Origin of the sequence: Paractinoplanes durhamensis (assembly GCF_016862175.1) — a bacterium.
GTDB classification, from domain to species: domain Bacteria; phylum Actinomycetota; class Actinomycetes; order Mycobacteriales; family Micromonosporaceae; genus Actinoplanes; species Actinoplanes durhamensis.
Window position 1 is genome coordinate 17567 of record NZ_BOML01000057.1, and the last position, 26301, is coordinate 43867.

The 26301-nt window shown below is 71.1% G+C and carries 26 protein-coding genes and 1 pseudogene; 13 read left to right on the plus strand and 14 right to left on the minus strand.

Going from position 1 to position 26301, the window contains the following annotated elements:
- Position 1: 1 nt before the first annotated feature.
- From Adu01nite_RS34270 to Adu01nite_RS34285, 4 genes are all read left to right on the plus strand, one after another.
- Positions 2–835 (plus strand): potassium-transporting ATPase subunit C, encoded by an 834-nt coding sequence (locus Adu01nite_RS34270; protein WP_203733359.1) that lies wholly within the window; start codon positions 2–4, stop codon positions 833–835.
- A gap of 19 nt (positions 836–854) precedes the next feature.
- On the plus strand, positions 855–3335 hold the full coding sequence (locus tag Adu01nite_RS34275) for a sensor histidine kinase (RefSeq protein ID WP_203733360.1): 2481 nt from the start codon (positions 855–857) through the stop codon (positions 3333–3335).
- Entirely contained in the window at positions 3332–4009 is a 678-nt protein-coding gene (locus tag Adu01nite_RS34280; protein WP_203733361.1) for a response regulator, read from the plus strand. Before Adu01nite_RS34275 ends, Adu01nite_RS34280 begins: the two co-directional genes overlap by 4 nt.
- Before the next feature lie 134 nt (positions 4010–4143).
- Positions 4144–4413, plus strand: coding sequence for a hypothetical protein (locus Adu01nite_RS34285; protein ID WP_203733362.1), 270 nt, complete (start codon positions 4144–4146; stop codon positions 4411–4413).
- Positions 4414–4422: 9 nt separating this feature from the next.
- Here the strand turns inward: Adu01nite_RS34285 and Adu01nite_RS34290 are convergent, their stop codons facing one another.
- Positions 4423–4803 (minus strand): PPOX class F420-dependent oxidoreductase, encoded by a 381-nt coding sequence (locus tag Adu01nite_RS34290; protein WP_203733363.1) that lies wholly within the window; start codon positions 4801–4803, stop codon positions 4423–4425.
- 93 nt (positions 4804–4896) lie between these two features.
- On the opposite strand from Adu01nite_RS34290, the gene Adu01nite_RS34295 reads away from it, so the two are divergent.
- Positions 4897–7209 (plus strand): putative bifunctional diguanylate cyclase/phosphodiesterase, encoded by a 2313-nt coding sequence (locus tag Adu01nite_RS34295; protein ID WP_239132904.1) that lies wholly within the window; start codon positions 4897–4899, stop codon positions 7207–7209.
- On the opposite strand, the gene Adu01nite_RS34300 is transcribed toward Adu01nite_RS34295, so the two are convergent.
- Positions 7185–7904 carry a polyamine aminopropyltransferase gene (locus Adu01nite_RS34300; RefSeq protein WP_203733364.1) on the minus strand — a complete coding sequence of 240 codons (720 nt, stop codon included), beginning with the start codon at positions 7902–7904 and terminating at the stop codon, positions 7185–7187. The two genes, Adu01nite_RS34295 and Adu01nite_RS34300, sit on opposite strands and share 25 nt — an antisense overlap.
- Positions 7905–7911: 7 nt before the next feature.
- The gene (locus Adu01nite_RS34305; protein WP_203733365.1) at positions 7912–8730 is read right to left on the minus strand and encodes a hypothetical protein; all 819 of its coding nucleotides are present in this window, start codon (positions 8728–8730) and stop codon (positions 7912–7914) included.
- 115 nt (positions 8731–8845) lie between these two features.
- Between Adu01nite_RS34305 and Adu01nite_RS34310 the strand changes: the two genes are divergently transcribed.
- A complete protein-coding gene (locus Adu01nite_RS34310) occupies positions 8846–9958 on the plus strand; it encodes a cellulose binding domain-containing protein (RefSeq protein WP_203733366.1) in 1113 nt (370 codons plus the stop codon).
- A 29-nt stretch (positions 9959–9987) separates the two neighbouring features.
- On the opposite strand, the gene sigJ is transcribed toward Adu01nite_RS34310, so the two are convergent.
- Positions 9988–10878 (minus strand): RNA polymerase sigma factor SigJ, encoded by an 891-nt coding sequence (sigJ, locus tag Adu01nite_RS34315; RefSeq protein WP_239132905.1) that lies wholly within the window; start codon positions 10876–10878, stop codon positions 9988–9990.
- A 130-nt stretch (positions 10879–11008) separates the two neighbouring features.
- Between sigJ and Adu01nite_RS34320 the strand changes: the two genes are divergently transcribed.
- From Adu01nite_RS34320 to Adu01nite_RS34330, 3 genes are all read left to right on the plus strand, one after another.
- A complete protein-coding gene (locus Adu01nite_RS34320; protein ID WP_203733367.1) occupies positions 11009–11635 on the plus strand; it encodes an LUD domain-containing protein in 627 nt (208 codons plus the stop codon).
- 120 nt (positions 11636–11755) lie between these two features.
- The gene (locus Adu01nite_RS34325; protein WP_203733368.1) at positions 11756–13246 is read left to right on the plus strand and encodes a serine/threonine protein kinase; all 1491 of its coding nucleotides are present in this window, start codon (positions 11756–11758) and stop codon (positions 13244–13246) included.
- Positions 13247–13256: 10 nt separating this feature from the next.
- Positions 13257–13883: a hypothetical protein gene (locus Adu01nite_RS34330; protein WP_203733369.1), complete on the plus strand. Its 627-nt coding sequence runs from the start codon at positions 13257–13259 to the stop codon at positions 13881–13883.
- A gap of 10 nt (positions 13884–13893) precedes the next feature.
- Here the strand turns inward: Adu01nite_RS34330 and pdhA are convergent, their stop codons facing one another.
- The 3 genes from pdhA to Adu01nite_RS34345 all read right to left on the minus strand — a co-directional run bounded on the left by pdhA (position 13894) and on the right by Adu01nite_RS34345 (position 16956).
- Positions 13894–14997 (minus strand): pyruvate dehydrogenase (acetyl-transferring) E1 component subunit alpha, encoded by a 1104-nt coding sequence (pdhA, locus tag Adu01nite_RS34335; protein WP_438871110.1) that lies wholly within the window; start codon positions 14995–14997, stop codon positions 13894–13896.
- 88 nt (positions 14998–15085) lie between these two features.
- Positions 15086–16237: a glycosyltransferase gene (locus tag Adu01nite_RS34340; protein WP_203733371.1), complete on the minus strand. Its 1152-nt coding sequence runs from the start codon at positions 16235–16237 to the stop codon at positions 15086–15088.
- On the minus strand, positions 16234–16956 hold the full coding sequence (locus Adu01nite_RS34345; RefSeq protein ID WP_203733372.1) for a lysophospholipid acyltransferase family protein: 723 nt from the start codon (positions 16954–16956) through the stop codon (positions 16234–16236). Before Adu01nite_RS34345 ends, Adu01nite_RS34340 begins: the two co-directional genes overlap by 4 nt.
- Positions 16957–16974: 18 nt before the next feature.
- Between Adu01nite_RS34345 and Adu01nite_RS48120 the strand changes: the two genes are divergently transcribed.
- Complete coding sequence (locus Adu01nite_RS48120; protein ID WP_239132906.1) at positions 16975–17664, plus strand: DUF998 domain-containing protein; 690 nt, start codon at positions 16975–16977, stop codon at positions 17662–17664.
- Positions 17665–17803: 139 nt separating this feature from the next.
- On the opposite strand, the pseudogene Adu01nite_RS48125 reads toward Adu01nite_RS48120, so the two are convergent.
- From Adu01nite_RS48125 to Adu01nite_RS34375, 6 genes and pseudogenes are all read right to left on the minus strand, one after another.
- Positions 17804–18370: pseudogene (locus tag Adu01nite_RS48125) on the minus strand (glycosyltransferase family 2 protein); the annotation flags it as partial.
- A gap of 3 nt (positions 18371–18373) precedes the next feature.
- A complete protein-coding gene (locus Adu01nite_RS34355) occupies positions 18374–18769 on the minus strand; it encodes a DUF2750 domain-containing protein (RefSeq protein ID WP_203733374.1) in 396 nt (131 codons plus the stop codon).
- A gap of 139 nt (positions 18770–18908) precedes the next feature.
- The gene (locus Adu01nite_RS34360; protein WP_203733375.1) at positions 18909–19295 is read right to left on the minus strand and encodes a hypothetical protein; all 387 of its coding nucleotides are present in this window, start codon (positions 19293–19295) and stop codon (positions 18909–18911) included.
- A gap of 2 nt (positions 19296–19297) precedes the next feature.
- On the minus strand, positions 19298–20611 hold the full coding sequence (locus Adu01nite_RS34365) for a DUF8616 domain-containing protein (RefSeq protein ID WP_203733376.1): 1314 nt from the start codon (positions 20609–20611) through the stop codon (positions 19298–19300).
- A 142-nt stretch (positions 20612–20753) separates the two neighbouring features.
- A complete protein-coding gene (locus Adu01nite_RS34370; protein ID WP_203733377.1) occupies positions 20754–20936 on the minus strand; it encodes a hypothetical protein in 183 nt (60 codons plus the stop codon).
- Positions 20933–21307: a YbaB/EbfC family nucleoid-associated protein gene (locus Adu01nite_RS34375; protein ID WP_203733378.1), complete on the minus strand. Its 375-nt coding sequence runs from the start codon at positions 21305–21307 to the stop codon at positions 20933–20935. Before Adu01nite_RS34375 ends, Adu01nite_RS34370 begins: the two co-directional genes overlap by 4 nt.
- Before the next feature lie 179 nt (positions 21308–21486).
- Between Adu01nite_RS34375 and Adu01nite_RS34380 the strand changes: the two genes are divergently transcribed.
- The 3 genes from Adu01nite_RS34380 to Adu01nite_RS34390 all read left to right on the plus strand — a co-directional run bounded on the left by Adu01nite_RS34380 (position 21487) and on the right by Adu01nite_RS34390 (position 23412).
- Positions 21487–22065, plus strand: coding sequence for an RNA polymerase sigma factor (locus tag Adu01nite_RS34380; protein WP_203733379.1), 579 nt, complete (start codon positions 21487–21489; stop codon positions 22063–22065).
- Positions 22019–22681, plus strand: a complete 663-nt coding sequence (locus Adu01nite_RS34385) for an anti-sigma factor (protein ID WP_203733380.1) — start codon at positions 22019–22021, stop codon at positions 22679–22681. Before Adu01nite_RS34380 ends, Adu01nite_RS34385 begins: the two co-directional genes overlap by 47 nt.
- A gap of 83 nt (positions 22682–22764) precedes the next feature.
- A complete protein-coding gene (locus Adu01nite_RS34390) occupies positions 22765–23412 on the plus strand; it encodes a fasciclin domain-containing protein (protein WP_203733381.1) in 648 nt (215 codons plus the stop codon).
- 56 nt (positions 23413–23468) lie between these two features.
- Here the strand turns inward: Adu01nite_RS34390 and fxsT are convergent, their stop codons facing one another.
- Complete coding sequence (gene fxsT / locus Adu01nite_RS34395) at positions 23469–26216, minus strand: FxSxx-COOH system tetratricopeptide repeat protein (RefSeq protein ID WP_203733382.1); 2748 nt, start codon at positions 26214–26216, stop codon at positions 23469–23471.
- Positions 26217–26301 lie beyond the last annotated feature (85 nt).

The following is a 26301-nucleotide window of genomic DNA, read 5'->3' on the forward strand; positions in this document are numbered from 1 at the left end:
CATGCGTCTTCCCAACTGGCTCTCCCAGCACCTTGCGGCGCTTCGCGCGCTGCTGGTCTTCACCGTCCTGCTCGGACTCGCGTACCCGCTGGCGTTCGTCGCTCTCGGCCGTCTGCCAGGCCTGTCGGACAAGGCGGGCGGGTCGCTCGTGGCCAACGGCAGTGTCCTGATCGGCCAGTCCTTCACCGACGCCGACGGCAACCCGGTCGCCAAGTACTTCCAGAGCCGGCCCTCGGCCGCCGGCGACGGCTACGACCCCACCGCCACCTCGGCCAGCAACCTCGGCCCGAATGACGTGGTCGACACCGCCGATCGGAAGAGCCTGCTCACCCAGGTCTGTGCGCGGAGCCTGGCGGTCGGCAAGCTGGAGGGCGTGGACGGCAGCCGGCCCTTCTGCACCGCCGACGGCGTCGGCGCGGTCCTCGCGGTCTTCCACCGCGACGGCCTCACCGGCCCGGTCACCCGGGTCGTGTCGGTCAACCAGACCGGCACCCCGTTCCTGGCCACCTACCAGGGTGTCACCGTTGAACCGGCGAAGAACGGGGAGGACTATCAGGCCCTCGGCGGCGTGATCACCCCGATCCGGGGCGACGCCCCGGCCGACCCGGTGGTGCCGGCCGACGCGGTCACGGCCAGTGCCAGCGGCCTCGACCCGGACATCAGCCCCGCGTACGCCGCCCTGCAGGTGCCCCGGATCGCCCGGGAGCGGGGCATGACCGAGGCCGCGGTCCGGGCCCTGGTCAAGGACAACACGGATGACCGCGCGCTCGGCTTCCTCGGCGAGCCCGGCGTCAACGTGCTCGAGCTCAACCGCGCGCTCGACCAGCAGAAATAAGCAGAGAGGCGGCGCCGAGATGACACGTGGAGAGCTGCGGATCTACCTGGGCGCCGCCCCGGGCGTCGGAAAGACGTACAGCATGCTGGAGGAGGCGCACCGGCGCGCCGAGCGCGGCACCGACGTGGTTGTCGCCTTCGTCGAGACGCACGGCCGCCGGCACACCCAGGCCATGCTCGGCGACCTGGAGACGGTACCGCGGCGGACGGTGACCTACCGGGGCGCCGAGTTCACCGAGATGGACCTCGACGCCGTGCTGGCCCGCGCGCCCGAGCTCGCGGTGGTCGACGAGCTCGCGCACACCAACGTCCCCGGCTCGGCGCACGCCAAGCGCTGGCAGGACGTCGCGGACCTGCTCGCCGCCGGGATCGACGTGCTGACCACGGTCAACGTCCAGCACCTCGAATCGCTCAACGACGTGGTCGCCCAGATCACCGGCGTCGAGCAGCGCGAAACCGTGCCGGACTCGGCGGTCCGCGCGGCCGAACAGGTCGAACTGGTCGACATGACCCCGGAGGCGCTGCGCCGCCGGATGGCGCACGGCAACATCTACCGGCCCGAGAAGATCGACGCGGCGCTCGGCAACTACTTCCGCACCGGCAACCTGACCGCGCTGCGCGAGCTGGCCCTGCTCTGGCTGGCCGACAAGGTCGAGGACCAGCTCGACAAGTACCGGGCCGACCACAGGATCAGCGCGACCTGGGAGACCCGGGAACGGGTCGTGGTGGCGCTCACCGGCGGGCCGGAGGGCGACACGCTGATCCGCCGCGCCGCGCGGATCGCCGCCCGGGACAAAGGTGCCGACCTGATGGCCGTCCACGTCACCCGCAACGACGGCCTGGCCGGCGCCGACCCGGCCATCCTGGCCCGGCACCGCCTTCTCGTGGAGAGCCTCGGCGGCACCTACCACCAGGTCGTCGGGGCCGACGTGCCGCGGGCGCTGCTCGACTTCGCCAGTGCCGTCAACGCCACCCAGATCGTGCTGGGCGCGTCCAGCCGCGGCAAGCTCGCGCAGCTCTTCTCAGCCGGGGTCGGCGTCACCACGACCGCGCTGTCCGGCTCGATCGACGTCCACCTGGTGACCCACGAACGCGCCGCCCAGGGCCGCCGGGCCCGCCGCCTGCCGGCCGCGCTGTCCCGGGGCCGGCGGATCGCCGGCTTCGGTGCGACCGTGCTCGGGCTCCCGGCCCTGACCGGCCTGCTGCACGCCGGGCCGTCGCTGTCGCTCACCAACGACATCCTGCTGTTCCTCGCCGCCGTCGTCGGGGTGTCGCTGATCGGCGGGCTGTGGCCGGCGCTGCTCGCGGCGATCGCCGGGTCGCTGCTGCTCAACTACTTCTTCACCCCGCCGATCGGCCGGTTCACCATCGCCGAGGGCGACAATCTGCTCGCCCTGGCGATCTTCGTGGTGGTCGCGCTCGCGGTCAGCTGGGTCGTCGACACCGCCGCCCGCAAGACCCGGCAGGCCGCCCAGGCCGGCGCCGACGCGCAGATCCTGGCCACCGTCGCCGGTGGGGTGCTGCGCGGCGAGCGACCGCTGATGGCACTGCTGGAACGCCTGCGCGAGACGTTCACCCTCGACTCGGTGACGCTGCTCGACGCCGGCACCGTCGTCGCCGGGGTGGGCGATCCGTGCACGGCCGCCCGGGACGCCGACGTCGAGGTCAAGGTCGACGACACGATGACCATGCTGCTGTGCGGCCACCCCCTGGAAGCCTCCGACCGGCGCATCGTCGAGGCGTTCGCTGCCCAGGCCACCCTGGCGCTGCGCCAGGAACGGCTCGCCGCGGAGGCGGCCGCGGCCAAACCGCTGGCCGAGGCCGACCGGATGCGCACCGCCCTGCTCGCGGCGGTCAGCCACGACCTGCGGACCCCACTCGCCTCGGCCAAGGCGGCGGTGGCCGGCCTGCGCAGCGACGAGGTGGACTTCGACGAGGACGACCGCCGGGAGCTGCTCGCCACCGCCGACGAATCGCTCGACCGGCTCGTCCGGCTGGTCACCAACCTGCTCGACATGAGCCGCCTGCAGGCCGGGGCGCTCGGCGTGCACGCCGTCGACCTCGGCGCCGAGGACATCGTCCCGCTCGCCCTCGACAATTTCGGACCGGACGGCCGCAAGGTGGCCGTGCACATCCCCGACGACCTGCCGCCGGTGCACGCCGACCCGGGCCTGCTCGAACAGATCCTGGTCAACCTGGTCGCCAACGCGCTGCGCTACAGCCCGGCCGATCAACCGCCGGTGGTCACCGCCAGCACCCTCGGCGACACCATCGAGCTGCGGGTCATCGACCACGGCGCCGGCATCCCCGAGGACCGCTGGGACGACGTGTTCCTGCCCTTCCAGCGCCTCGGCGACCGGGACAACGGCACCGGCGTCGGCCTGGGCCTGGCGCTGTCCCGCGGCCTCACCGAGGTCATGGGCGGCACCCTGATCCCCGATCACACCCCCGGAGGGGGCCTCACCATGGTCCTGACCCTGCCCACCGGACCGCACGCATGACCCGCATCCTCGTCGTCGACGACGAACCGCAGATCGTCCGGGCCCTGCGCATCAACCTGCGCGCCCGCAAGTACGACGTCGACACCGCCCCCGACGGCGCCTCCGCCCTGCACGCGGCCGCCCGGCAGCACCCCGACCTGGTGGTGCTGGACCTCGGCCTGCCGGACATGGACGGCACCGAGGTCATCCGCGGCCTGCGCGGCTGGACCGTGGTGCCGATAATCGTGCTCTCCGGCCGCGCCGACAGCCAGGACAAGGTCGACGCGCTCGACGCGGGAGCCGACGACTACATCACCAAGCCGTTCGGGGTCGACGAGCTCCTCGCCCGCGTCCGGGCCGTCACCCGGCGCGGCCAGACGGCCGGCGAGGCCGTCGCGACGATCACCATCGGTGAGAGCGTCATCGACCTGGGCAATCGCTCGATCATCCGGGACGGCACCGACGTCCGGCTCAGCCCGACCGAGTGGCGGCTCCTGGAGCACCTGCTGCGACACCCCGGCAAGCTGCACAGCCAGCGCGCCCTGTTGCACGACGTCTGGGGTCCGCAATATCTCACCGAGTCCAACTACCTGCGCCAATACATGGCCCGGCTGCGCCGCAAGCTCGAAATCGACCCGACCCACCCCCGGCACCTGCTCACCGAGCCGGGAATGGGCTACCGCTTCCGGCCGTGACGGCCGGGCGTCGCATGGCGGAACACCCCCGTCGGGGGCACGGGCGATCCGGCCCACCTCTACGATTGCCCTATGCAAAGTGCTTTCGAACGCTTCGGCGTGTGCTCCCCGGGTGTCAACGTCGCGGAGGTGCGGTGACCACCGGCCCGCAGGCGACCTTCGTCGTCGAGTACCCCTGTGACCAGTTCTGCCGCATCGAGGTGGAGCTGACCGGCGAGCGTGGCAACCTCACGCTGCAGCAGATGTGGGAAAAGGCCGACGGGGCGCACCGCCCGATCCACGAGCCGGAGGCGGCCGAGGCCGCCGAGCCGGCCGCCGATCAGGCTTCGGCGCAGCGCGCGCCGGAGAGCCTGTTCCGGTCCGCACCGGCCCCCGCCCGGAGCGACAACCGCCAGCGGCGGTAGACCCGCGGGTCAGAAGGTGACGACGATGCCGACGCCTTCCGGCCGCTTGATGTGGAAGGTCCGGTTGAACCAGCCACCGATCCGGGCCGAGAGGTAGCGGCTCTCCAGCAGACGGCGGGCGTTCTCGGTCTCGGACGGCGGCAGCAGAGCCGCGGTGCCCGGCACCGGCTGGGCACCCGGGCGGATCTTGCCGCGGATGTCGCAGGCGGTGACCTCGACGCGGGGGTTGTTCCGGATGCGCTTGACCTTCCAGGCGTCGGCCAGCGAGACCGTCGTCAGGGTGTTGCCCTCGGAGACCTGCCAGACCGGGGTGGACACCGCGGTGCCGTTCTTCCGGTAGGTGGTCAGGCTGATCTGCTTGCTGGCGGCGATTTCCGCGGGAACGCTCATGCTCCGAGCCTATTCCGGCCGGCTGTCTCGACGGCTACCGAATTGCACCCGACATTCGGTCACCTTCGGCGGCCGATTCCCGATCGTCGGGCCGTGCCAACAGTAGTTCTCCCCCGGGCCATCAGTGTGTCGATGGTGCTCGGTGCCGCCCTGTTCGTGTTCAGCGCCGGCTGGTTCCTGATCGGGCTCGGCCACGTCTGGGCGCATCCGGCGCTGGGCTGGGCGGCTCTGCCGATCATGGCGGCGCTGGCCGCCCGCGCCTGCCTGCGGGTCGCGCGGCGGGCCGACCTCAGCGCCGTCGGCCGCGCGTTCTGGCGGCGGATCGGGCTGGCCAGCGCGCTGCTCGGGGCCGGCGTGATCAGCAACGCGATCGACGCCAGCACCGGCCCGGACGCGCCGTCCCGCTACGTCAGCCCGCTCACCTCGGTGCTGCTGCTGGGGCTGCTGTTCTTCGCCTTCGGGGCGATGCTGCGGCTCACCTCCTGGCAGCGGACCCGGCCGGAGTGGATCCGGTTCGGGCTGGACGCAACGATCGTGCTGGTCACCGTGGGCCTGCTGGTCTGGCACTACTCGTTGCGCCACATGTGGATCATGGACCTCGGATCGCTCCTGCCGATGATCGGCGTCATCACGCTCGTACTCATCTCGGCGTTGGCCATGATCAAGCTGACCTTCGCCGGCTCCGGGCAACTCGACCGGCAATCGCTGATGATCATCACGACCGGCGTGGCGCTCGCGGCAGCCAGCGGCAGCCTGTCGCCGCACCTGCGGGACACGCCGCAGCTCTCCGGCACCATGCCCGCCGCCGCCCTGGTCTCGCTCGCCCTCCAACTCGCCGCGGAGCGGCAGCTCCGCGCGCCGGCCACCCCGCCGGACCGGCAGTCCGCGCGCCGCTTCACCGTGCTCCCCTACGCGTCCCTCGCCGCGGCCGGCCTCACCCTGATCGGCGCGGCCGCCCCCGTCGGGGGCGAGCTGCTGGCGCTGGCGATCGTCGCGGTGTTCCTGAGCGGGCTCGTCGCGTTCCGGCAGGTGTCGGCGCTGCGCGAGAACAGCCGGCTGCTCGGCACGGTCGACGGCAACATGCGGCAGATGCGCGACTACCAGGCGCAGCTCGACCACGAGGTGACCCACGACCCGCTGACCGGGATGCCGAACCGGACGATGTTCACCGAGCGGCTCGCCGCCGCCCTGGCCATCGGCGATCCGTTCCACATGGTCCTGCTGGACATCGACGACTTCAAGATGATCAACGACCGGCTCGGCCACAGCACCGGCGATCAGATGCTCCGCGCCATCGGAGACCGGCTGGCGGCCCTCATCGGCCCGGCCGACACCGCGGCCCGGCTCGGCGGCGACGAGTTCACCCTGCTGCTGACCGCGCGCACCGACGACGAGGCGGCCGTCCTGCTGGACCGGCTCCTCGACGTCGCCCGCCAGCCGCTGGTGGTCGGCCGCTACGAGATGACGCCGCAGGTCAGCGTGGGCGCGACCGTCTCGGAAGGCGTCGGCACCCCGGAGGAGTTGCTCCGCCGCGCCGACGTGGCGATGTATGCGGCCAAGAGCGTCGGCGGCGACCGCTGGGCCTGGTTCGATCCGATCATGGACCAGCTCGCCGCCGAGGACGCCACGCTCGGCGCGCACCTGACCCAGGCGATCGCCCGGGACGAGCTGTTCATGCTCTACCAGCCGATCGTCGAGCTGCCGGACGGCCGCTTCGCCGGGGTGGAGGCCCTGGTGCGCTGGCGGCACCCGGAACACGGGCTGATCTCGCCGGCCGTCTTCATCCCGCTGGCCGAGCGCAACGGCTACATCGTCGAGCTGGGCCGGTGGGTGCTGCAGCAGGTGGTCCGGCAGGCCGCGGCCTGGCAGCGAGAATACGGCGACCACGCGCCGGCCAAGGTGAGCGTCAACATCTCGGCCCGGCAGCTGCAGGAGCCCGGCTTCGCCGCGGAACTGGCCGCGCTGCTCGACCGCGAGGGCGTCGACGTCCGCGGCCTGGTGGCCGAGGTGACCGAGACCGCGGTGCTCGGCACCGGCGCGGCCCTGGACGCCGTGCGGGCCCTCAACGCCCTCGGCCTGCGGGTGGCGCTGGACGACTTCGGCACCGGCGCGTCCTCGCTGAGCCTGCTGGTGGACTGCCCGGTCCAGATCCTCAAGGTCGACAAGTCGTTCGTCGACGGGGTGACCTCGGCCAGCCCGCAGGCGGTGATCGTGGACAGCCTGATCGCGATCACCCAGGGTCTGCGGATCGAGGCGGTCGCCGAGGGCGTCGAGACCGCCGAGCAGGCGGAACGGCTGCACCGGGTCGGCTACAAGCTGGCCCAGGGCTTCCACTTCGCCCGGCCGCTGCCGGCCGAGGACATCGCGTTGATCCTCGCCGGTCAGCCGTCCGTCGTCGCGACGTAGACGGTGTTGGCCGAAGTGCCCCTGGTCAGCGGGTTGGCGAACGTCACCACCTCGGCGGTGGCCGTCGCGAAACAGTCGCTCAGGAGGGCCAGGAACGCCTCGTCCGGGGCGTCGTCGGACCACAGGCCGAACGCGCCGCCCGGGCGCAGCCGGTCGGCGAGCCGGCGCAGGCCGGTCGGCGTGTAGAGGTCGGCGTGGGCCGGGTTGAGCACGTTGACCGGGGAGTGGTCGATGTCGACGAGGATCGCGTCGTAGCGGCGGCCGGGGCCGGCCGGGTCGAAGCCGGTGCCGTCGCGCAGCAGCGCGAAGAAGTCGCCCTCCAGCAGCGTGGTGCGCGGGTCGGCGGTGATCTCGGCGGCGTGCGGGAGCAGCTCGCGGCGATGCCAGTCGATCACCGGGGCCAGCGCCTCGACCACGATCAGGGACCCGACCCGGTCGTCGGCGAGGGCGGCGCGGGCGGTGTAGCCGAGGCCCAGGCCGCCGACCACGACATCGAGCGCGCCGCCGGGCAGGACGGCCAGAGTGAGCCGGGAGAGTTCCTCCTCGGCCACCGTGAACAGGCTCGACATCAGATACTCGTCGCCCAGCTTGACCTCGTACACCTCAAGCCTGGTCGTCGGTTCGAGGCGGCGGCGCAGGCTGATCTCGCCGATCCGCGTGGGGACCCAGTCGAGCTCGGTGAAGTGGGCGGGCATCGGGGTCCTAGCTCGCGGTCTTGCCGGGGAAACGCTTGCCGAGGGTCTGGCGGTGGGGAGTGCTCGGCGCCGGGCGCGACTCACGGTGGCGGCGGGCGTCCTCAGCCACCTCCTCGTCGGGGTCGTCCTCCAGGGCCAGCCGGATGTGCGGCGGGGTGACGGCGGACGTCGCCATCGAGCGCCGGACATCCGCCGAGCGGTCGTCCAGCATGGGCAGCAGATCGGCATCGGCCAGCGGCAGCGCCCGCACCAGCGCGGCGCGGACGTCCGGAGAGGAGTCCTTGGCCAGGATACTGCGCTGCTCGGGCGTGGTCCGCTCGTTGATGGCCAGACCCTTGCGCACCCGCACCGTGCGGTCACGCAGGAGCGCCGCGATGATCTCCGGGTCGCCGGTGTGGCTGGCCAGCCGTTCGCGCACCTCGGGTGAGGCGTCCTCGAGGAGGACCGAGGCCAGTTCGGACTCGAGCTCCGGCATCTCCGCGAGCAGCCCGCGAAGCTCCTTGTCCGGCGCGGTCACCATCATCCGGCGCAGGTGGGTGTTGCAGGCCGGGTTGGCGGCGACCGCCCAGCGCACCCACCGATCGGGGTCCTGAACGAGGCGTTGCAGGTTTCCCGCCGAGGTCACCGGATTTTTCGCCACGGCTTGGCGGACCCCACGGTCCCGGTCGCGGGTCAGCAGCCGCAGCGCCTCGGCCGGCGCGTCCGGGTGGGCCGCGACCGCCGCCCGCACCCGGTCCGACGGGTCGGAGGCCAGCGTGTAGAGGTCGGCCCGATCGGTCGTGCGGTCCTGTGCAACGGAGACCCGCGCATCGATATCACCAGTCATGCGCCGATTTCCCATGGCCGGAATCCTCTCACGCTCCCCTCCCTTGACTTGCCCTGGTGGAGGGCCGACCATTCTGGGAGCGCTCCCATCGAATGACGTCAATGAGGTGGCACCCATGTCGCGAAGGCTTCGCACCGTCCTGCTCGCCGTCGCCCTCACCGTCGCCGCCGGGCTGCCCGGGGTCGCGGCGGCCCTTCCGGCCCAGGCCGCCGCGCCGGTGCGGATCATGGCGCTCGGTGACTCGATCACCGCCGGGCCCGGTTGCTGGCGGGCCAAGCTCTGGCATCAGCTGCAGGCCGGCGGCTACACCAACATCGACTTCGTGGGCACCCAGTCCGACGGCGGCGGGTGCAACCCGGGCTACTCCTACGACTTCGACCACGAGGGGCACGGCGGTTACTCGGCCACCGGGATCGCGGCCAACGACCAGCTGCCGCCGTGGCTGGCCGCGTCCACGCCGGACGTGGTGATGATGCACCTGGGCACCAACGACATGTGGGGCGGTTACATCCCGCTGCAGGACAAGCTGACGGCCTTCACCAAGCTGATCGGGCAGATGCGGGCGAACAACCCGAACATGAAGATCATCGTCGCGCAGATCATCCCGATGAGCGCGGCCGCCTGCGCGACCTGCCCGGCCGACGTGGCCGCCCTCGACCAGGCGATCCCGGCGTGGGCGGCCGGCCTGACGACGGCCCAGTCACCGATCACGGTGGCCGACCTGTGGACCGGCTACGACGCGGTCGCCGACAACGTCGACGGCACCCACCCGAACGACACCGGCTTCCAGAAGATGGCCAACGCCTGGTATCCGGCCGTGGTCAAGGTTCTGGGCGGAACCACACCGCCGACCACGACCCCCACCACCGTTCCGACCACCGCGCCGACCACCGCTCCCACCACCGCCCCGACCACCGCGCCGGCCGGCACCTGCACCGCGACCTACAAGATCGCCTCCCAGTGGGGTGACGGCTTCCAGGGCGAGGTGACCGTCCGGAACGGCTCGGCCGCTTCCTCCTCCGGGTGGACCGCGAACTTCGCCTTCCCCGACGGCCAGCAGCTCACCCAGGCCTGGAACGCCCAGGTCACGCAGTCGGGAACCGCGGTCACCGCCCGGAACGTGAGCTGGAACGGCACCCTCGCCGCCGGCGCCACGGCCACGTTCGGCTTCCTCGCATCCTGGACCGGCAAGAACACGGCCCCGGCGGTGACCTGCGCGCTTTCTTGAGCCGGGGAGCCGCCGGCCGGCGCGGTCGCTCAGGGTCTGCGCCAGGGGCGGAGTTTGTCCGGGTTGCGGATCGCCCAGATGTGCGTGATCCGGTCGCCGGCGACCTCGAACGCGAACACCGTCTCGGTCCGGCCGTCGTCCTCGATCACCAGGCCCGGTCGCCCGTTGACCGTGCGCTCCAGCACCGTCCGGGTCGGGCCGAGCCGGGCGATCGACAGGTAGAAGCGGGCGATCTCCTCGGCGCCCTCGATCGGCAACGGGTGGGCGACGGCCCGGCCGCCGCCGTCGGAGACCGCGGTCGCGGCCGGGTCGAGCAGGCCGATCAGGGCCTCGATGTCCTGCGCCTGCCAGGCCGCCCGGAACCGGCGAACGACGCTCGCCTGGCGGGCCGCGTCCGGGATCGCGGTGGCCCGGGTACCGGCGACCCGGCGGCGGGCCGAGGACGCCAGCTGACGGCAGGCCGCCGGACTGCGGCCGACGATCTCGGCCACCTCGGCGAACGGGTAGCGGAAGACGTCGTGCAGCACGAAGGCGACCCGCTCGGCCGGGGTCATCGACTCGAACACGACCAGCAGGGCCATCGTCACCGACTCGTCGAGGGTGATCCGGTCGGCCGGGTCCACGCCGGCGCTCCACTCGGCCGCGGCCGGCAGCGGCTCCGGGATCCACTCTCCGACGTACGCCTCGCGCCGGACGCGCGCCGAGCCGAGCAGGTTGAGGCAGAGACGCCCGGCCACCTTCGTCAGCCAGGCACCCGGCGACTCGATCGCCTCCCGCTCGGCGGGCGACATCGCGTACCACCGGGTGTAGGTCTCCTGGACCACATCCTCCGCGTCGGCCAGGGAGCCGAGCAGCCGGTAGCCGAGATTGAGCAGCTGCCGCCGCTCCCCCATGATCTTCTCGTCCGGCTGCACGGTCATCGACTCCCTCGTAGACGCACTCCTCAGTACGACAGATCAGGGCCGCGAAATGTGAGGCCTCACATTCGGCGGGGCTGTCTTGTCGGACCGGATGAAGACGAGCACAACCCTCACCGGACAGGAAACCCGCATGAACGACCTCCAGGAAATCGACTTCGCCGCACCGGCATCCGCCGAGCGGCTGGATCGGACGATCACGGCGTTGCGCGCGAACGGCTTCACCGCCGAGTTGCTCGACGACGCCGCCGCGGCCCGGGCCCGCATCGGGGAGCTGATCCCGGCCGGCTCGGGCGTGTTCACCGGCGCCAGCGAGACGCTCCGGCTCGCCGGCATCGCCGGCGACATCGAGACGGGCGACCGCTACCGGGCCATCCGTCCGCAGGTGCTGACGATGGACCGCGCCACCGAGTCCGACGAGATCCGCCGCCTGGTCGCCGTCCCCGACGTCTTCGTCGCCGGCACCGCGGCCGTCACCGAGACCGGTTCGGTGGTCATCGCCTCGGCCACTGGCAGCCAGCTGCCCGCCGCCGCCGGTGGCGCCGCCCGGACGATCTGGGTGGTCGGCGCCCAGAAGGTGGTGCCCGACCTGTCCACCGCCCTGCGCCGGGTCGAGGAGCACGCCCTCCCGCTGGAGTCCGCCCGGGCCCGGGACGCCTACGGCCGGCCGAGCGCGGTCAACCGCCTGCTGATCCTCAACGCCGAGCCCCAGCCCGGCCGAAACACCGTCCTGCTGCTACGCGAGGCCATCGGATACTGACGCCGGCACAGCTCAGCGCCGCCGCTCGGCATTGCCGCCTGATCGATGGCCCAGCAATCCCTTCAGCGATCGATGTCCTGTTTGACCGTCCTGCAGGGCGTCGGTACGCTACGCCGGATCATGAGCATGCCCCTGCGTTCCGGCGATCCCGTCCGTCTCGGGCGGTATGAACTCCTCGGCCGGCTCGGCCAGGGTGGCATGGGCACCGTCTTTCTCGGGCGTGCCGAGGACGGCGCGCTGGTCGCGATCAAGATGGTCCGGCCGGAGTATGCCGACGACCGGGAGTTTCGCGGCCGGTTCCGCAGCGAGGTCACCCGCGCCCAGCAGGTGCCGCCGTTCTCGACCGCCGCGGTGCTCGATGCCGATCCCGATCACACCCCGCCCTACCTGGTGGTCGAGTTCGTCGACGGGCCCTCGCTGAGTGCGCTGGTGCAGGAGCGGGGGCCGCTGTCCGGGCCGGCGCTGCACAGCGTCGCGGTCGGCATCGCCACCGCGCTGACCGCCATCCACGGCGCCGGGGTGATCCACCGCGATCTCAAGCCGGGGAACGTGCTGATCGCGCTCGGCGGCATCAAGGTGATCGACTTCGGCATCGCCCGGGCGTTCGAGGCGACCAGCCGGCACACCCGCACCGATCAGATGGTCGGCACGATCGCCTACATGGCGCCGGAGCGCTTCGAGCCCGAGGACACCGTCGAGGTGACCGCGGCGGCGGACGTCTTCGCGTGGGGCGCGGTGATGACCTACGCGGCGACCGGCCGCACCCCGTTCGGCGCGGACACCTCGGCCGCGACCGCCATGCGCATCCTCACCCAGTTGCCCGACACGTCCGGGGTTCCCGCGCCGCTGCGCCGCCTGGTGGAGAGCACGCTCGCCAAGGATCCCGCGCAGCGCCCGACGGCCCGCGAGCTGCTCGATCAGCTGCTGGGCGCCCGGCCCCAGCCGATCCGGGTGGAGCCGCCGACCGCCGACACCGTCCGGGTGGCCGCACAACCCAAGCCCAAGAACCGCTTTCGCCGTACGGCGTGGGCCGCGGCCGCCGCCGTCCTCCTGCTCGCCGGCGGCCTGTACTGGTCGCACCAGGCGTACCGGTTCGGCGGCGACAGCCCGACCGCCGCCGCGCCGAGCGCCACGAGCCGGCCGCCGGTGGACGCCCTCACCGCGATCCTGGCCGGCGATCACCGGTTCTCGATCCAGCTCGCCGAGGGCAACCGGTTCTTCATGCTGGACCGCGGCGACGACGAGCTGGCGATCTCCGACGGCACCGGCTCGAGGTCGCAGTTCGTCCTGCGATCGGTGGGCGTCGACTACCTGATCCGGTCGATGGGTTCCGAGGGGTTCACCGGCCCGGAGACCTGTCTCGGCGTGAAGATCCTGAAGTCCGAGGGGGCCGCGCCGGTCGTCGCCGCGTCCTGCACCCCGACCAAGGGCACCCTGTTCACGCTGGTCGCCACCGGGACGAAGGACGCCAAGGGCCGCCCCACCTACAGCATTCACAACGAGTACGGCTGGCTGCTTTGGGACGCCGGCAAGAAGCGCTCGGACGTCACCGAGATCGGCGAGCCCCAGTTCGCCGACAAATACATCCTCGTCGACCGCGGCGAGCTCTGAGGAGATCAACGTGCGCCGCGTCTTCCCGCTCATCCTGACCGTGGCCGTGCTGGCCGGCTGCGCCACCGCGGCACCGGAGGACACGCCGTTCTCCCCGGCGCCGGTCGAGGCGCCCTCGTCGCCGGTCTCCTCGCCGTCCCGGTCCGCCGCGCCGGCGACCACCGGGCCGAAGCTGGTCGACGCCAACATCTCCGAGCTCAAGGGCTTCGCGATCGACCTCGGCGTCCCGGTGGTGGTCGTCACCACCGGGGACGCGGGCGCCGCCTACCACCTCGGCTCGCACCCGGACGGGTCCGTCGACTTCACCGGCACCGCGGTCACCGAGTCCACCCGGATGAAGCTGCGGGCGGCCAAGGTCCGCAAGCGCACGGAGGCCAACAAGAACACCATCGTCATCGTCGCCGCCCCGGCGATCGCCGCCGGCGGAGCCGAGTCCTGCGTGACCGACAAGGCCAAAGCCGTGCTGCGGATGGAGACCTGCCGCCCGGGCGACGCCACTCAGGCCTGGCGGGTGACCCCGGCCGGCGACTCCGGCCTGTTCGAGCTGGCCGGCGCGCACACCGCGATCAAGGTCGACCAGGGCAGGATCACCGACGACGGCTGGTCGGCGCTGGAGACGACCGCGGTCACTTCCTGACCGGAGAGGCTCAGCCGAACGACCCGTGGTAATCGGTGAACGCGCCGCGCTGCCGGTCCACCTCGGGTGAGCCCTCCGGGTAGACGTTGTCGAACATGGTGACCGGCTGCGGGTCGGGCAGGGACATCACGCGTTCGCGCAGGTCGAAGGCGATCTTGCCGGCGTCCGCCTCGACCTGGCCGAAGAAGTCGTCGTCCGCCAGCTGCTGCTTGACCAGGAACGCCCGCACCCGGCTGATCGGGTCCTTGGCCCTCCACGCCTCCACCTCGCCCGAGTCCCGGTAGCGCTTCGGGTCGTCGGAGGTGCTGTGCCCGCCCATCCGGTACGTGTACGCCTCGATCAGCGCCGGCCCCTGCCCCTGCCGGGCGCCGTCCAGCGCGGCCCGGGTCACCGCGTAACTGGCCAGGACGTCGTTGCCGTCGACGCGTACGCCCGGGAAGCCGAAGCCGTCCGCCCGCCGGTGGATCGGATGGTGGGTCTGCCGTTCGGTCGGCAGCGAGATCGCCCACTGGTTGTTCTGGCAGAAGAACACGACCGGCGCGGCGAACACCGACGACCAGACGAACGCCTCGTTGACATCGCCCTGGCTGGTCGCGCCGTCGCCGAAGTAGGCGATCACCGCCTCACCGTCCGGCCCGCCGACCTTCCCGTCCATCCGGACGCCCATGGCGTAGCCGGTGGCGTGCAGCGTCTGCGCCCCGATCACCAGGGTGTAGCTGTTGAATTTGTGCTCGGCGACGTCCCAGCCGCCGTGATCGACACCACGGAACAGGCTGAACGGCATGATCGGGTCCATCCCGCGGGCGTAGAGCACCCCGTGCTCGCGGTAGCTGGGAAACGCCATGTCCTGCGGCCGCAGCGCCCGCCCCGACCCGACCTGGGCGGCCTCCTGCCCGAGCAGGCTCGCCCACAGCCCGAGCTCACCCTGCCGCTGCAGCGCGACGCCTTCGGCATCGAGCCGGCGAACCATCACCAGATCACGGTAAATATCGCGATATTCCTGGTCGGTGAAGTCGACCGAGTACGTGACGCCATGCTCGGTGGTGACACTGCTGGCGTGCTCCCCCTCGGGGTTGAGGAGCTGCACATAGCCACCTGCCGGTTCGGCCATCATCGAATATCTCCCGTCACGCATTGTCGCCGGACAAGAATTCACCAGCGGAGATCCGCTACGGAAGGGACCAACGGTGGTGATCGTGCTCTCAGCCGCGGCCGGACGCGGCCAGGACCCGTTGATAGATCTCTTCCAGGCAACCCCGAAAAACGTCCGGAGAGTACGCCGCCACGGCCGCCCGCCCCTCCCCGGTCACCCCGGCCCGCAGGGCTTCGTCGGACAGCATCCGCAGCAGGGCCGCGGCGAACGCGTCCGGGGTCGGCTCGCAGGTGAACCGGGCGGCCCCGGCCGCACCCGGGCGGACGGCCAGGCCCGGATCGGCGACCACCACCGGCAGTCCGGTCGCCTCGGCCTCGGCCAGCACCAGGCTCTGGGTGTCGGTGGTGGAGGCGAATGCGAGCACGTCGGCGGCCCGGTAGTACGCGGCCACCTCGTGGTGCGGCACCGGCGGACGGACCTCGACGTGGCCGGCCAGGCCGAGCGCGGTGATCCGGCCGGTCAGGTGGCGGCGCTGCCGGCTCACCCCGAGCAGGACCAGCCGTGCGTCCGGGCGGGCCGCCATCACCCGGGTGAACGCCTGCAGCAGCAGCTCCGGGTTCTTCTCGGCGGTGGCGCGGCCGACCGAGAGGACGACGTTCCCGCCGGTGCGCTCCGGGCCGGGCGCGATCGGCGGGACCGGCGTCGGCAGCACGCGGATCTCGGCGGCCGGCTCGAACACCGCGAAGCCGGCCGCGGTCTTGGCCGACGGGGCGATGGCCACCGCCGCCCGCGCGAACATGCCCTTTCCCAGCTCGATCAGCCGGTCCTGGCGGACCACGCCGGGGCGGGTCAGCTCCAGGAACTCCCGGGGCGACCAGCCCAGGCCCAGGCGCAGGGCGCACCAGGCGGCGCCGACCGGGATCTCGGCGAACATGTCGGCGTACGCCAGGAGGTCGGTGTGCCAGGTCAGCACCATCGGCACCCGCCAGGCGGCGGCCGCCCGGAAGCCGGTCATCCCGATCGGGCCGGTGCTGTGCACATGGACGACGTCGGCCGGCCCGGGCGTGAACGGCAGGCCGACCCGGACCTGCCGGAACGGCACCGGGATCGAGCGGACGCCGCCGCGGCTCAGCAACGGGCCGGGACGGTAGAGGTCGACCTGGTGGCCGGCCGCGCGCAGCAACTCCACGGTCAGCTCGGCCGACCGGGCCACGCCGTCCGGGCGGCCGGGCTGACTGTCGCAGAAGTGCGCGATCTTCACGACCGGGCCAGGGCGTCCGCGATCGACTTCCGGGCCGCGTCACGCAGGGCGTACACATCAGGGAAATCCGTCGGCGCAAGCGGCGGCAGCACCTCGATCCTCGCCCTGATGTGCTCTCGAAGAATGACGCCGTGGCGCGGCAGCGCCTGGCGGGTGCCGTGCACCGCGATCGGGAACACCGGCACGCCGTGCCGCACCGCGAGGTCGAAGGCGCCGTCCTTGAACGGCTGCAGCGCGCCGTCCGACGTGCGCCGGCCCTCCGGGAAGATCATCAGGGGTGAACCGGCGTCGAGCAGGCGGTTGCAGAGATCCATCATCCGGCGCACCGAGGCGCCACTGCCGCGGACCACCGGCACGTAGCCGTTGAGACGCATGTTCCAGCCGATCAGCGGCACCCGGAAGATCTCCTGTTTGGAGACCCACTTGAACGGCCGGAACAGCGCGAACAGCACCAGGATGTCGATCAGCGAGGCATGGTTGGCGACCAGCACCGCGGCGCCATGCCAGGGCAACCGGTCGCGCCCGGTGATCCGCAGCCGCCACAGCGGGTTGACGTAGACGTAGAACGCGGCCCAGGCCGACGAGTAGAGATGCAGCGCGACCCGGCGCCGGTCGAACGGCAGCGTCACCAGCCACACCAGCAGCGCACCGGCGAAGAACACCGGGCAGGTGACGCCGATGAACGCCCAGAACGCCCACGAGAACACCCTCAGCACCATGCCTCCTAAGCTGGACGGATGTCCCGTCTGCTGCCCGCCTTCGGGGTTCTCGCCGCGGTTCAGATGATCGTAGCGAGCACCGTGGATGGTCTGACGCGGCCTGGTTATGAACAGACGCGGAATTGGATCAGTCAGCTGTCGCTCGGCCCGGGCGGGTGGCACGGCACTCTCAACCTGGCCACCTGCGGCCTCTGGCTGATCCTCGCCGCCATCGGGCTGCACCGGCGGGCCGACCGGTGGGCGGCGGGGCTGATCCTGTGGTGCGGGCTCACCATGGTGTCGCTCGCCGTCATCCGGACCGACGCCGGGCTGGGTTTCCCGCCCGGGGTGCCGACCGAGGAGACCACCCACGGGCTGATCCACCAGCTGATCGCCATCACGCTCGGCGTCGCCGGGATCGGGGCGGTGGCCCGGCTCGGACCGCGGCGGGTGGCGTGGCCGCTCGCGGCGTTCATGACCGTGACGTTCGTGGCGGCCAGCGTGCTGGTGCTGCTCGACGCGGGCGGGGTGCTGCCGGGCAACCCGAGCGGGCTGCTCGAACGGGTCGCCCTGTTCGCCGGGCTCGGCTGGATCGGGCTGGTCAGCGGCCAGATCGCATGGGGTTCTTCCGCCCGCCGCCCCCGCGCAGCGCCGTCCACGGGCGGGGCTGGGCAAGCGCGTACGCCAGCCGCAGCGAAGGAAACAGAAGAAGCTGAATCCGGGCGGTGAGCCAGGCCCGGGCGTACGCGCGGAGCCGCGGCCGGCCCGGATGCTGCCGGTAGGTCTGCTCGGTCATCAGCACGTAGCTGCGGTAGTCACCGAACCGGTTCGCGATCCGCCGCGCCGACGTGCCGGCCCGCATCCCGGTCGCGAACACCGCCGCCGAGCCCTCCCCGTGCAGGTGAATGCCGAGGTCGATGTCCTCGTGCACCTGTTCGTCCACGCAGAGGGCGGGCCGCACCCGCCGCCACGCGGAGGCCCGGATCGCCATGTTGGCGCCGAGCAACCAGTCGAGCGGCCCACCGCTCCACGCCCGCCGGAAGACGGCGTCGCCGCTGTCGATCAGCCGGGCGAGCGCCACGTCGTAGTAGGCCACCGGCCCGGTCGCGGCCTGCACGACCGGATCCGCGAACGTCTCCCGAACCGCCCGCGACCAGCCCGGGCCAAGCCGGGTGTCGGCGTCGATCCGCCCGATCACGTCCCCGCTCGCCGCGTCGAAGCCCCGGTTCCGCGCATGCTGAACGCCCCTTCGCGGTTCGTGCAGCAGGGTGACCCGGCCCGCGTATTCGCCGAGCACTCCGAGGGTGTCGTCCCCCGAGCCGTTGTCGACCACGATGACCTCGTGCACCGGCTCCCGCTGCGCGAGGACCGCGTCCAGACACGACCGGATGAACTGTTCCTCGTTGTAGACCGGAACGACGACGGAGATCCGCATCCGTCAATTCAACCGGAGAGCCGCCGTCATCCTCGAGCGGAACTCGTCCAGCGTGAGAACCGAGGTGTTCAGCTCCTCGACCGGAAAGATCGAGATGCCGGCGTCGTCGTCCTTGAGCTGCGGCAGCCACTCCCGCAGAAACACGTCCACCGGGATCTGGATGGCGTGCTCGCCGTCAACTTCACCCTCGTTCTCCAGCCGGGCGACGGTCGCATACGGCCAGATCGGCAGCAGGGTGGTCCGCCGGGCATCCTCGGTGAAGAGAATCTCGTCCTCATCACCCCAGACCCACAGCGCCCCGGTCCCGGCCAGAACCTCGAAGGTCTTGGCCACCCGGGCAGCCTCGGCCAGCCCGCGAAGGCGCTCCGCTTCCCGCCGCGAGACGTCATCCGATGCCACTTGACCTCCGGTTATTCCGCCGCCTATGTCTCCGCGGCGACGCTACCCGGTGACCGGATCCGGCACGGTGCCGGGTTGGCGGCAAGGTGAATCGTGGCGCCCCGGTCGACGACGATACCGCCGCCCTGGTTCGCGCCGACTAGAACGCGAGGTGGTCGGCGTAACCGGTGAGGGCGATCAGCCGCTCCTCGTCGACCGCCGGGATCGTGTAGTGCCGCTCCCGGATGGTGGCAAGCAGGTCCGGCGGCAGCGTGACGTGGTGACGGCGTACGTAATAGGACAGGTCCTGCCGCCAGAGCCACTCGCCGTCCGTCAAGATCGACGACCCGCTGAGGATCTCCTGTTCGGGATCGAGCACGTCGCGCTCGACGTCCATCATGTCGATCAGCAGGTAGCCGTTGTCGAGGTACTGCGTCACCAGGCCGACATCCTCGAGCTGCGCCGCCCCGATGTGGTCGGCGATGCTCTCCGGCGGTTCCGGGTGACGCGTCTGGCCGAGTTCAACGAACATTCCGGCGGTCCGCACGGTCAGCTCCCTGCATTCCGGGGCCAGAAGGTGACCCATTTTCCTTCGGGGAGGTTGGGTTTGTTAGCGATCTTGGGCACGTACTTCCCATCACCGTATATGGGCACCCCGACCGCCTGTGTCGGGGCTTTCACCGGTACGCCGAGGGAGTCGGCCACCTGCTGGCCGGCCGGTACCACGCCCGACAGGTCCGGGTCGGCATCCACCCGGCCGGTGTGGCAGGAGACCAGGCGTACCGGCTGTCCCGGAACGTAGTTCGGATTGTCCCGCACAGCCTGCGCGATCTGCTCCGGGTTGGTGTAGTTGTGCGGATACTTGCCGCCGTCGTCGCCGACCACACCGGGCCGGAACGTGCCGTTGGGCTCACCGTGCACGACCACGTCGTGCACGCCCGGCTCCGGCTGGACGTGATCGAAGTTGCGCATCGTGCTGCTGTCGTACCCGACCGCCGTGGAGTTCGGCCCGTGATAGACCGGGTCACCAGTAGGCAGGTAGCCGTCCGGCGGCCGGGTCGGCGTCAGCGGGCGGTCACCAGGGTTCTTCCAATCCGACCGCTTGCCCATGTCGGCGAGGTCGTCGGCCGTACCCTTACCGCCCTTGCGCAGCCCGCGGATTGCCTCGCCGAGCTCTTTCATCGCTTGCGCCAGCTTCTTCATACTGGCGACGAGTTGCTTGAGCCAGCGGCCGATCTTCGCGGCCCACGACGCGCAGAGCGTGGACACCTGCTCGACGACGAGCGGGCTGGCGACGCCGAGGGTGGCGAGTTCTTCGATGGCGTACGAGATCAGTCGCGACACCACGGTGGCGATCGCGTCACGCACCATGACCCGGACCGTGCCGATGAGCATGCCGGCGCCCTCAACGATCAGCGCCATCGTTTCCGACGCGCGGCTGAGCGACTGCAGGTCCGAGACCCGCCGAGCGGCATGCGCCCGGTACGCGTCGGCGGCGGCGCCTTGCCAGTCGGCCGTATCCCAGCCGGCTGCCTGCGACAGCGTGTCGGACTCGCCGGCCAGCCGGCCCGCGATGTTCCGCCAGGTCTGCGCCTGGGCCGCGATCTGGTTCGGGTCGCCGGCCAGCCAGTCCAGCGCCTCGGAGAGCGGCTTGACGTGCTCGATGATCCACGCGACGCCGTACTGCAGCAGTGAGCCGATCGGGTCGGACACGAACGCCAGCGCGTCCAGGGCACCGCCGGCGACGCCGAGCCCGCCGTCCACCCACGACCCGCTCTGCACGGCCTGGTGGATCTGCTGGATGTCCTCGACCGGGGCGATGCCGGCGAATGCTCCCGGCCCCGCGGTGGACGTAGCTGCCACCAGCGGGTTCGTCACGGCAACCGCCCGCTGCGGGTGATGCCGTCGGCATTGTTCGCGTCGGTGGAGTCGTAGTGCTCGGCGGTCGCCATCAGCTTCTGCGCAGTGTCGCGCAAGTCGTCCGCGCTGTCCGTGATGGCTTGGATCAGAGTGTCCTGCAGGAGGCCCACAGCGGCGGAAGAAAATGGCAAATCTTTCCGTACGCGTCACCACCGGCCCGCACGGTAAGGCCGGCGTCGCCCGCCTCCCTGACGCCGTCCCCGATCGCATCGACCGTGCGCGAGTGCGCGACAAGGTCCTGCGTGATCACCGAGAACTGATCTGTCACGCCTGGTCACCCTCGGCCTGGTAGCCCTTGAGGACGGCCTTGCCCGCCTCCGACTCCACGCCGATCGTACCGGCGACCGCTTCCTGCACCTTTTCGGCCAGCACCACCCGGGCAGCCGCGATCGTGGCCAGGATCTCCCGCGCAGTTCGCGCCGCCGGCTGCCGCCGGGTCTCGTCGTCGAGCCGGAGGTCGGTGAGCTCGCCCGACCGCCCGATGGTCACCTCGATGAGCCGGTCCTGGCTACGAGCCGACGCCGTGAGGCCCTCGATCCGGCCGGCGAGCTCCCGGGCCTGCTCCGCGCGGCGTTCGAAGCCCGCCTGCCAATCGTCGATGGTCCGATCCGCTTCGTCCCAGCTCACTCCGTCGAACACCCGACCTCCTGGCATCGCCTATCGATGGCGATCACCGAGCATAGCGATCCGGTTCCCTTCCCCGGCATCCTTCAGGTTCGACCTGATGCCGGCAGATCGGAGGACGAATGCGGCCCGGGTGCATCCGCCGGCGGGGGACGGGACGAACAACGACAAGAACCGGTGTGGGAAGGAGGTCGATGGACTCCGACGAGGAGCTCGCCGAACGCTTACGCGACGGCGATGAGAAGGCCCTTCGGGTGGCGTACGACCGGCACGGCGCGACGGTGCTCTACCTGGCGCAGCGCCTGCTCGGCAACCGGGCCGACGCCGAGGACGTCACCCAGCTGACGTTCGTCGCGGCCTGGACCGGGCGCGACGGGTTCGACCCGCAGCGCGGCACGATGCTGGGCTGGCTGCTCGGCATCGCGAAGCGCAAAGCCGTGGACCGGCTGCGGTCGGCCGAACGCTACAAGCGGGTGGCCGAGACGGTGAGCGCCCAGGTGCCCGCGGAGGACGAGACGGAACGCCCGGACCGGATCGTCGACCGGCTGGTCGTCGCCGACGAGCTCAGCCGCCTGCCCGCCGACCAGCGGCGCACGCTGGAGCTGGCCTTCTTCGACGACCTCACCCATCCGCAGATAGCGGAGGTCACCGGGCTGCCGCTCGGCACGGTCAAGAGCCATATCCGCCGCGGGATGGCTAGCCTTCGACGGCGTTGGGAGGTGGACGGTGCAGCATTTGGATCTCGATCGACTCGTGCTTCTCGCGCTCTCTGAACCGCAGGAGCCGGCCGACGCCGATCACCTGGCCGAGTGCGCCGGCTGCCGGCACGACCTCGAGTCGCTGCGGCACGTCGCCGAACTCGGCGCCGAAGGACCGGACCTCGGCAGCCTGCCCGCCCCGCCCGAGCGGATCTGGCAGCGCATCGAGGCCGGCATCGCACCGGCCGAGACTCGCGTCGTCCGGCCGCGCCGGTCACGCTGGTTGCTGCCCGCGCTTGCCGCCGCGGTGCTGGCGGTGGCCGGAACCGTCGTTGTCCTGCAACGCGCCCCGGCCGAGACGGTGACCGCACGGGCGACGCTCACGCCGCTGGCCACGGTGCCGGCCGACGCGGGCGGCACGGTGCGGGTGCTGTCCGACGGGGAGATGCTCGTCGACGTCCGCAACCTGCCGCTGACCACCGGTTTCCACGAGGTGTGGCTGATCGACCCCGATCACCCCACGAAGATGATCGCGATCGGCAATCTGGCCGCCCGGCCGGACGCGACGCTGCCGGTGCCGCCCGGCGTCGACATGAACCGGTACCGGCTGGTCGACATCAGCGACGAACCGCACGACGGCGACGCCGCGCACTCCGGCCACAGCCTGCTGCGCGGAACCCTGACGTCCTGACTGCATCTGCCGGGGCCGATGCGGCCGAAGTACGGGGTGGTGGCACCGAAGCCACCACCCCGTACCCGGAAGGAATTTCCACGATGAGGTTCATTCGACGCGGCCGGCGTATCGCCGCCGTCGCGGCCACCGCAGTGGTGGTCTCCGCGCTGGCCTCGGCGCCGGCCGACGCACACACCAAGTCGCTGGGCACCCGGTCGCTGGCCTCGGTCCTCACCGCCCACGGCAGCGGCTTCGACCACAACGGGCGCGACTACGACATCCTGACCGCCGCGGTCCTGGCCGTACTCAAGGCCAAACCGGCCAGCCCGGTCGGCGTCCTGACCGACGGCAAGACGGCGCTGACCGCGTTCCTGCCCAACGACCGGGCGTTCGAGCTGCTGGTCGCCGACCTGCAGCACACCCGGCGGCTGCCCACCGAGAAGGCCGCCTTCACCGCGGTGGCCGGCCTCGGCATCGACACCGTCGAGTCGGTGCTGCTCTACCACGTCGTCCCGGGCGCCACCGTCACCCGAGCGGCGGCGCTGAAGTCCGACAACGCCCGCCTGACCACCGCCGCAAAATCAAAGATCAAAGTTGATGTGTACGGCTGGGGGCACCGCCGGATCCGCCTGATCGACGCCGACACCAACGACCGCGACCCGCGCGTGATCGTCTTCAACATCAACAAGGGCAACCGCCAGATCGCCCACGGCATCGACCGCGTCCTGCGCCCGATCGACCTGCCCTGACGTCACCCCGGCGGGCGCCGGTACGCGGTGCCCGCCGAGCGGCTCGGGGAAAGGCCTCAGCGTCGACGCCCGCCGCCCCCTCGTCCACCCATCGCCCGGGTAATCGCGCTTCTCAGTTCGGCTGCGTGCTGAGTGTTCGGATGCTGCGCGCCGAGCAGGTCACGCAACTCCTTCCATACGCCATCGACCAATTGGCGAGCAAGCAGACGCTGGCCAAGACTGAATTGGACGGCCGCCAGGCTCAATCCGGCCATCAGCGTGTCCGGATGCTTCTCACCGAGCACCCGACCCCGCTGCTCCCGCACCTGTCGAATGAGCGCCAGACCCTCCTGATCCCGACCCAGCTCTCGCAACGACAACGCGACATTGCTCGCCGACGTCAACGTGTGCGGGTGCTCCTCACCCAGCACCCGTTGCTGCTGCTCCCATACCTGTTGTTTGAGGGTCAATGCCTCCTCATGCCGTCCCAACTCCCCCAACGACAATGCGACATTGTTCGCCGACGTCAGCGTGTGCAGATGTTCCGCGCCCAGCACCCGGCGGCGCTGCTCCCAGACCTGTTGCTTGAGTGCGAACGCCTCCTCATACCGCCCCAACTCCCCCAACGACGTCGCGACATTGTTCGCTGACATGAGCGTGTCCGGATGCTCTTCACCCAGCACCCGCCGGCGCTGCTCCCACACCTGCTGCTTGATGGTCAGCGCCTCCTCATGCCGCCCCAACTCCCCCAACGACGTCCCGACGTTGTTCATGGACATGAGCGTGTCCGGATGCTCCGCACCCAGCACCCGCCGGCGCCGCACCCAGACGTCGCGTTTGATCTCCTCCGCCCGCTGGTAGTGGCCGAGCGCACTGAGGACGACCGCATGGTCGGCCGCGCTGCGCAGCGTGTCGGGATCGTCGGGGCCCAGCGTTTTGATCTGCCGATTGAGGGTGTCGTCGGTCAGCGTTCGCAACCTGCCGTACTCACCGAGGTCACGCAGCGCCCAGACCAGTTCGGTCGCCGCCCGGAGGGTGTCCCGGTGATCGGCGCCCAGCCGCTCTTTCCACTCCTCATACAGGTTCTCGGCGAGTTGCTGGGCCGGCCGGCTGTCCCCACGGTTGATCAGGTAGACCACGGCATCACGCACGCACTCGCGCAAGGCCGGATCATCGGTGCGCGCAGGGTCGACGGCGAGCAGGTGCGGGAGCAGCCGCCCCCACGCGGGCCAGATTGCCGGATCCCTCGGGTCACCCGGGTTCATCCCGCCGAGCACCGACTCCAGATGCGCCAGCAGCTCGGCCGACGCAGATGGCCCCACTTGGCTCCGGACAACGGCCTGGGTCAGCCGGTGCACCGTCACTGTCCCCTCACCCAGCCTGGCCAGCCCGTATGCACCGATTCGGCCGATCGCATCCTGCCGCGCCAGCCGCTTGCCGATCACCTCGCGCAGCGCGTCCAGCACCTGCGGATACGGATCGGCCGGCCGCGCGACCTCGACGATCAGATCGATCGGAACAGGCTCCGGCGCCAGCAGGGCACACAACCGCAGAATCGCCACCGCCGCCGGATCCGCCTCCTCCAGTGCGCTCAGGCTCAACAAGATCGCCGCCGCCAGCGACTGCGGATAGTCGACCGGGCGCCCCAGCGCCAGCACGGCCTGGGTCTCCTCGACCAACGACTGCCGGTACTCGGCAACCGCCATGCCGGTCTCGGTCAGATAGCCGGCCGCCTGCGCCAACGCCAGCGGCAGATCACCCAGCGCCTCCGCCAGACTGCCCGCCTCGCCGGCGTCCAAGCCCGGCCGCTGCTCGACCAGGAACCGAACCGCCTCCTCCCGGGACAGCACGTCCAGTTCCACCGCGTGGGCGATCCGCTGCCAGTTCCCGCGCCGCGACGTGATAAGCACATGGCCGCTCCCACGCGGCAGCCACGGCAGGACGTCCTCGCTGTTCACCACGTTGTCGAAGACCAGCAACGCGCGGCGCTGCTCGGCCAGATATCCCAGGACCTTGCTCTTGGCGACCGCCGAGTCGGCCCCCGCGTCGACGATCCCCAGTTCCACACCGAGGGCGGCGAACTGCTCACCGATCAAGCCGGCCTGTTCGGCGAACACCCACCACACCAGGTCGTACTCGCCGGCAAAGCGATACGAATACTCCAGCGCCAACTGGGTCTTCCCGACCCCACCCATACCGTGCAACGCCTGGACCGCGACCCGGCCTCCGCCGGACAGCCCGTCATGCACCTGGTTGAGCACGCCGTCGCGGCCGGTGAAGGCCGGATTTCGGTGATCCACATTCCACACCGGCGGCAGCGAACCCGGCGGGCGTGGTCCGGAGTCGGCGGACGCCACCGGCTCCGGACCACCGGGATACATCGGCTCCGGCGCCGACGACGACGCGGCCGGCCCGAGCACCCCTCCGACGGCTTCCAGCAGCAGACGAACCGCCTCGGCCGGGGCCAACTCGAACAGGTCCGGCACGACGATCGGGGCCCAGATCCCTTTTCCAAGATCGACGCTTCCGATCCGTACCGGAATCAGCTTTGCTTCTGGATCTTTTCGTCGTTGCGCGAAGCGTGCTGTCCACTCGTCCGTCGTGAAGCGATCTTGGGTGAGATAGGCCGTCGACAGCAGTAACAGCATCGGGTTTGCGCGGTCCAGGGCCTGGTGCATTCGCTCGACGAAGTTGTCGCCGGCCTTCCAATCGGCGCAGTCCAGCTCGGTGCCGTAGCCCGCGTGTTCCAGGTGCCAACGGGCCCACTCCGCCCACGGCCGGTCCGGGCCGGCGTATGAGATCAGGATTCGGGGCGTGTCGGTCACTGGTACACCCTGCACGGCCCCACATGCGAACGACCACCCCCGAACGGGCGATCAACCCAGGGTGGTCGGTGGTGGCCGGAAATGG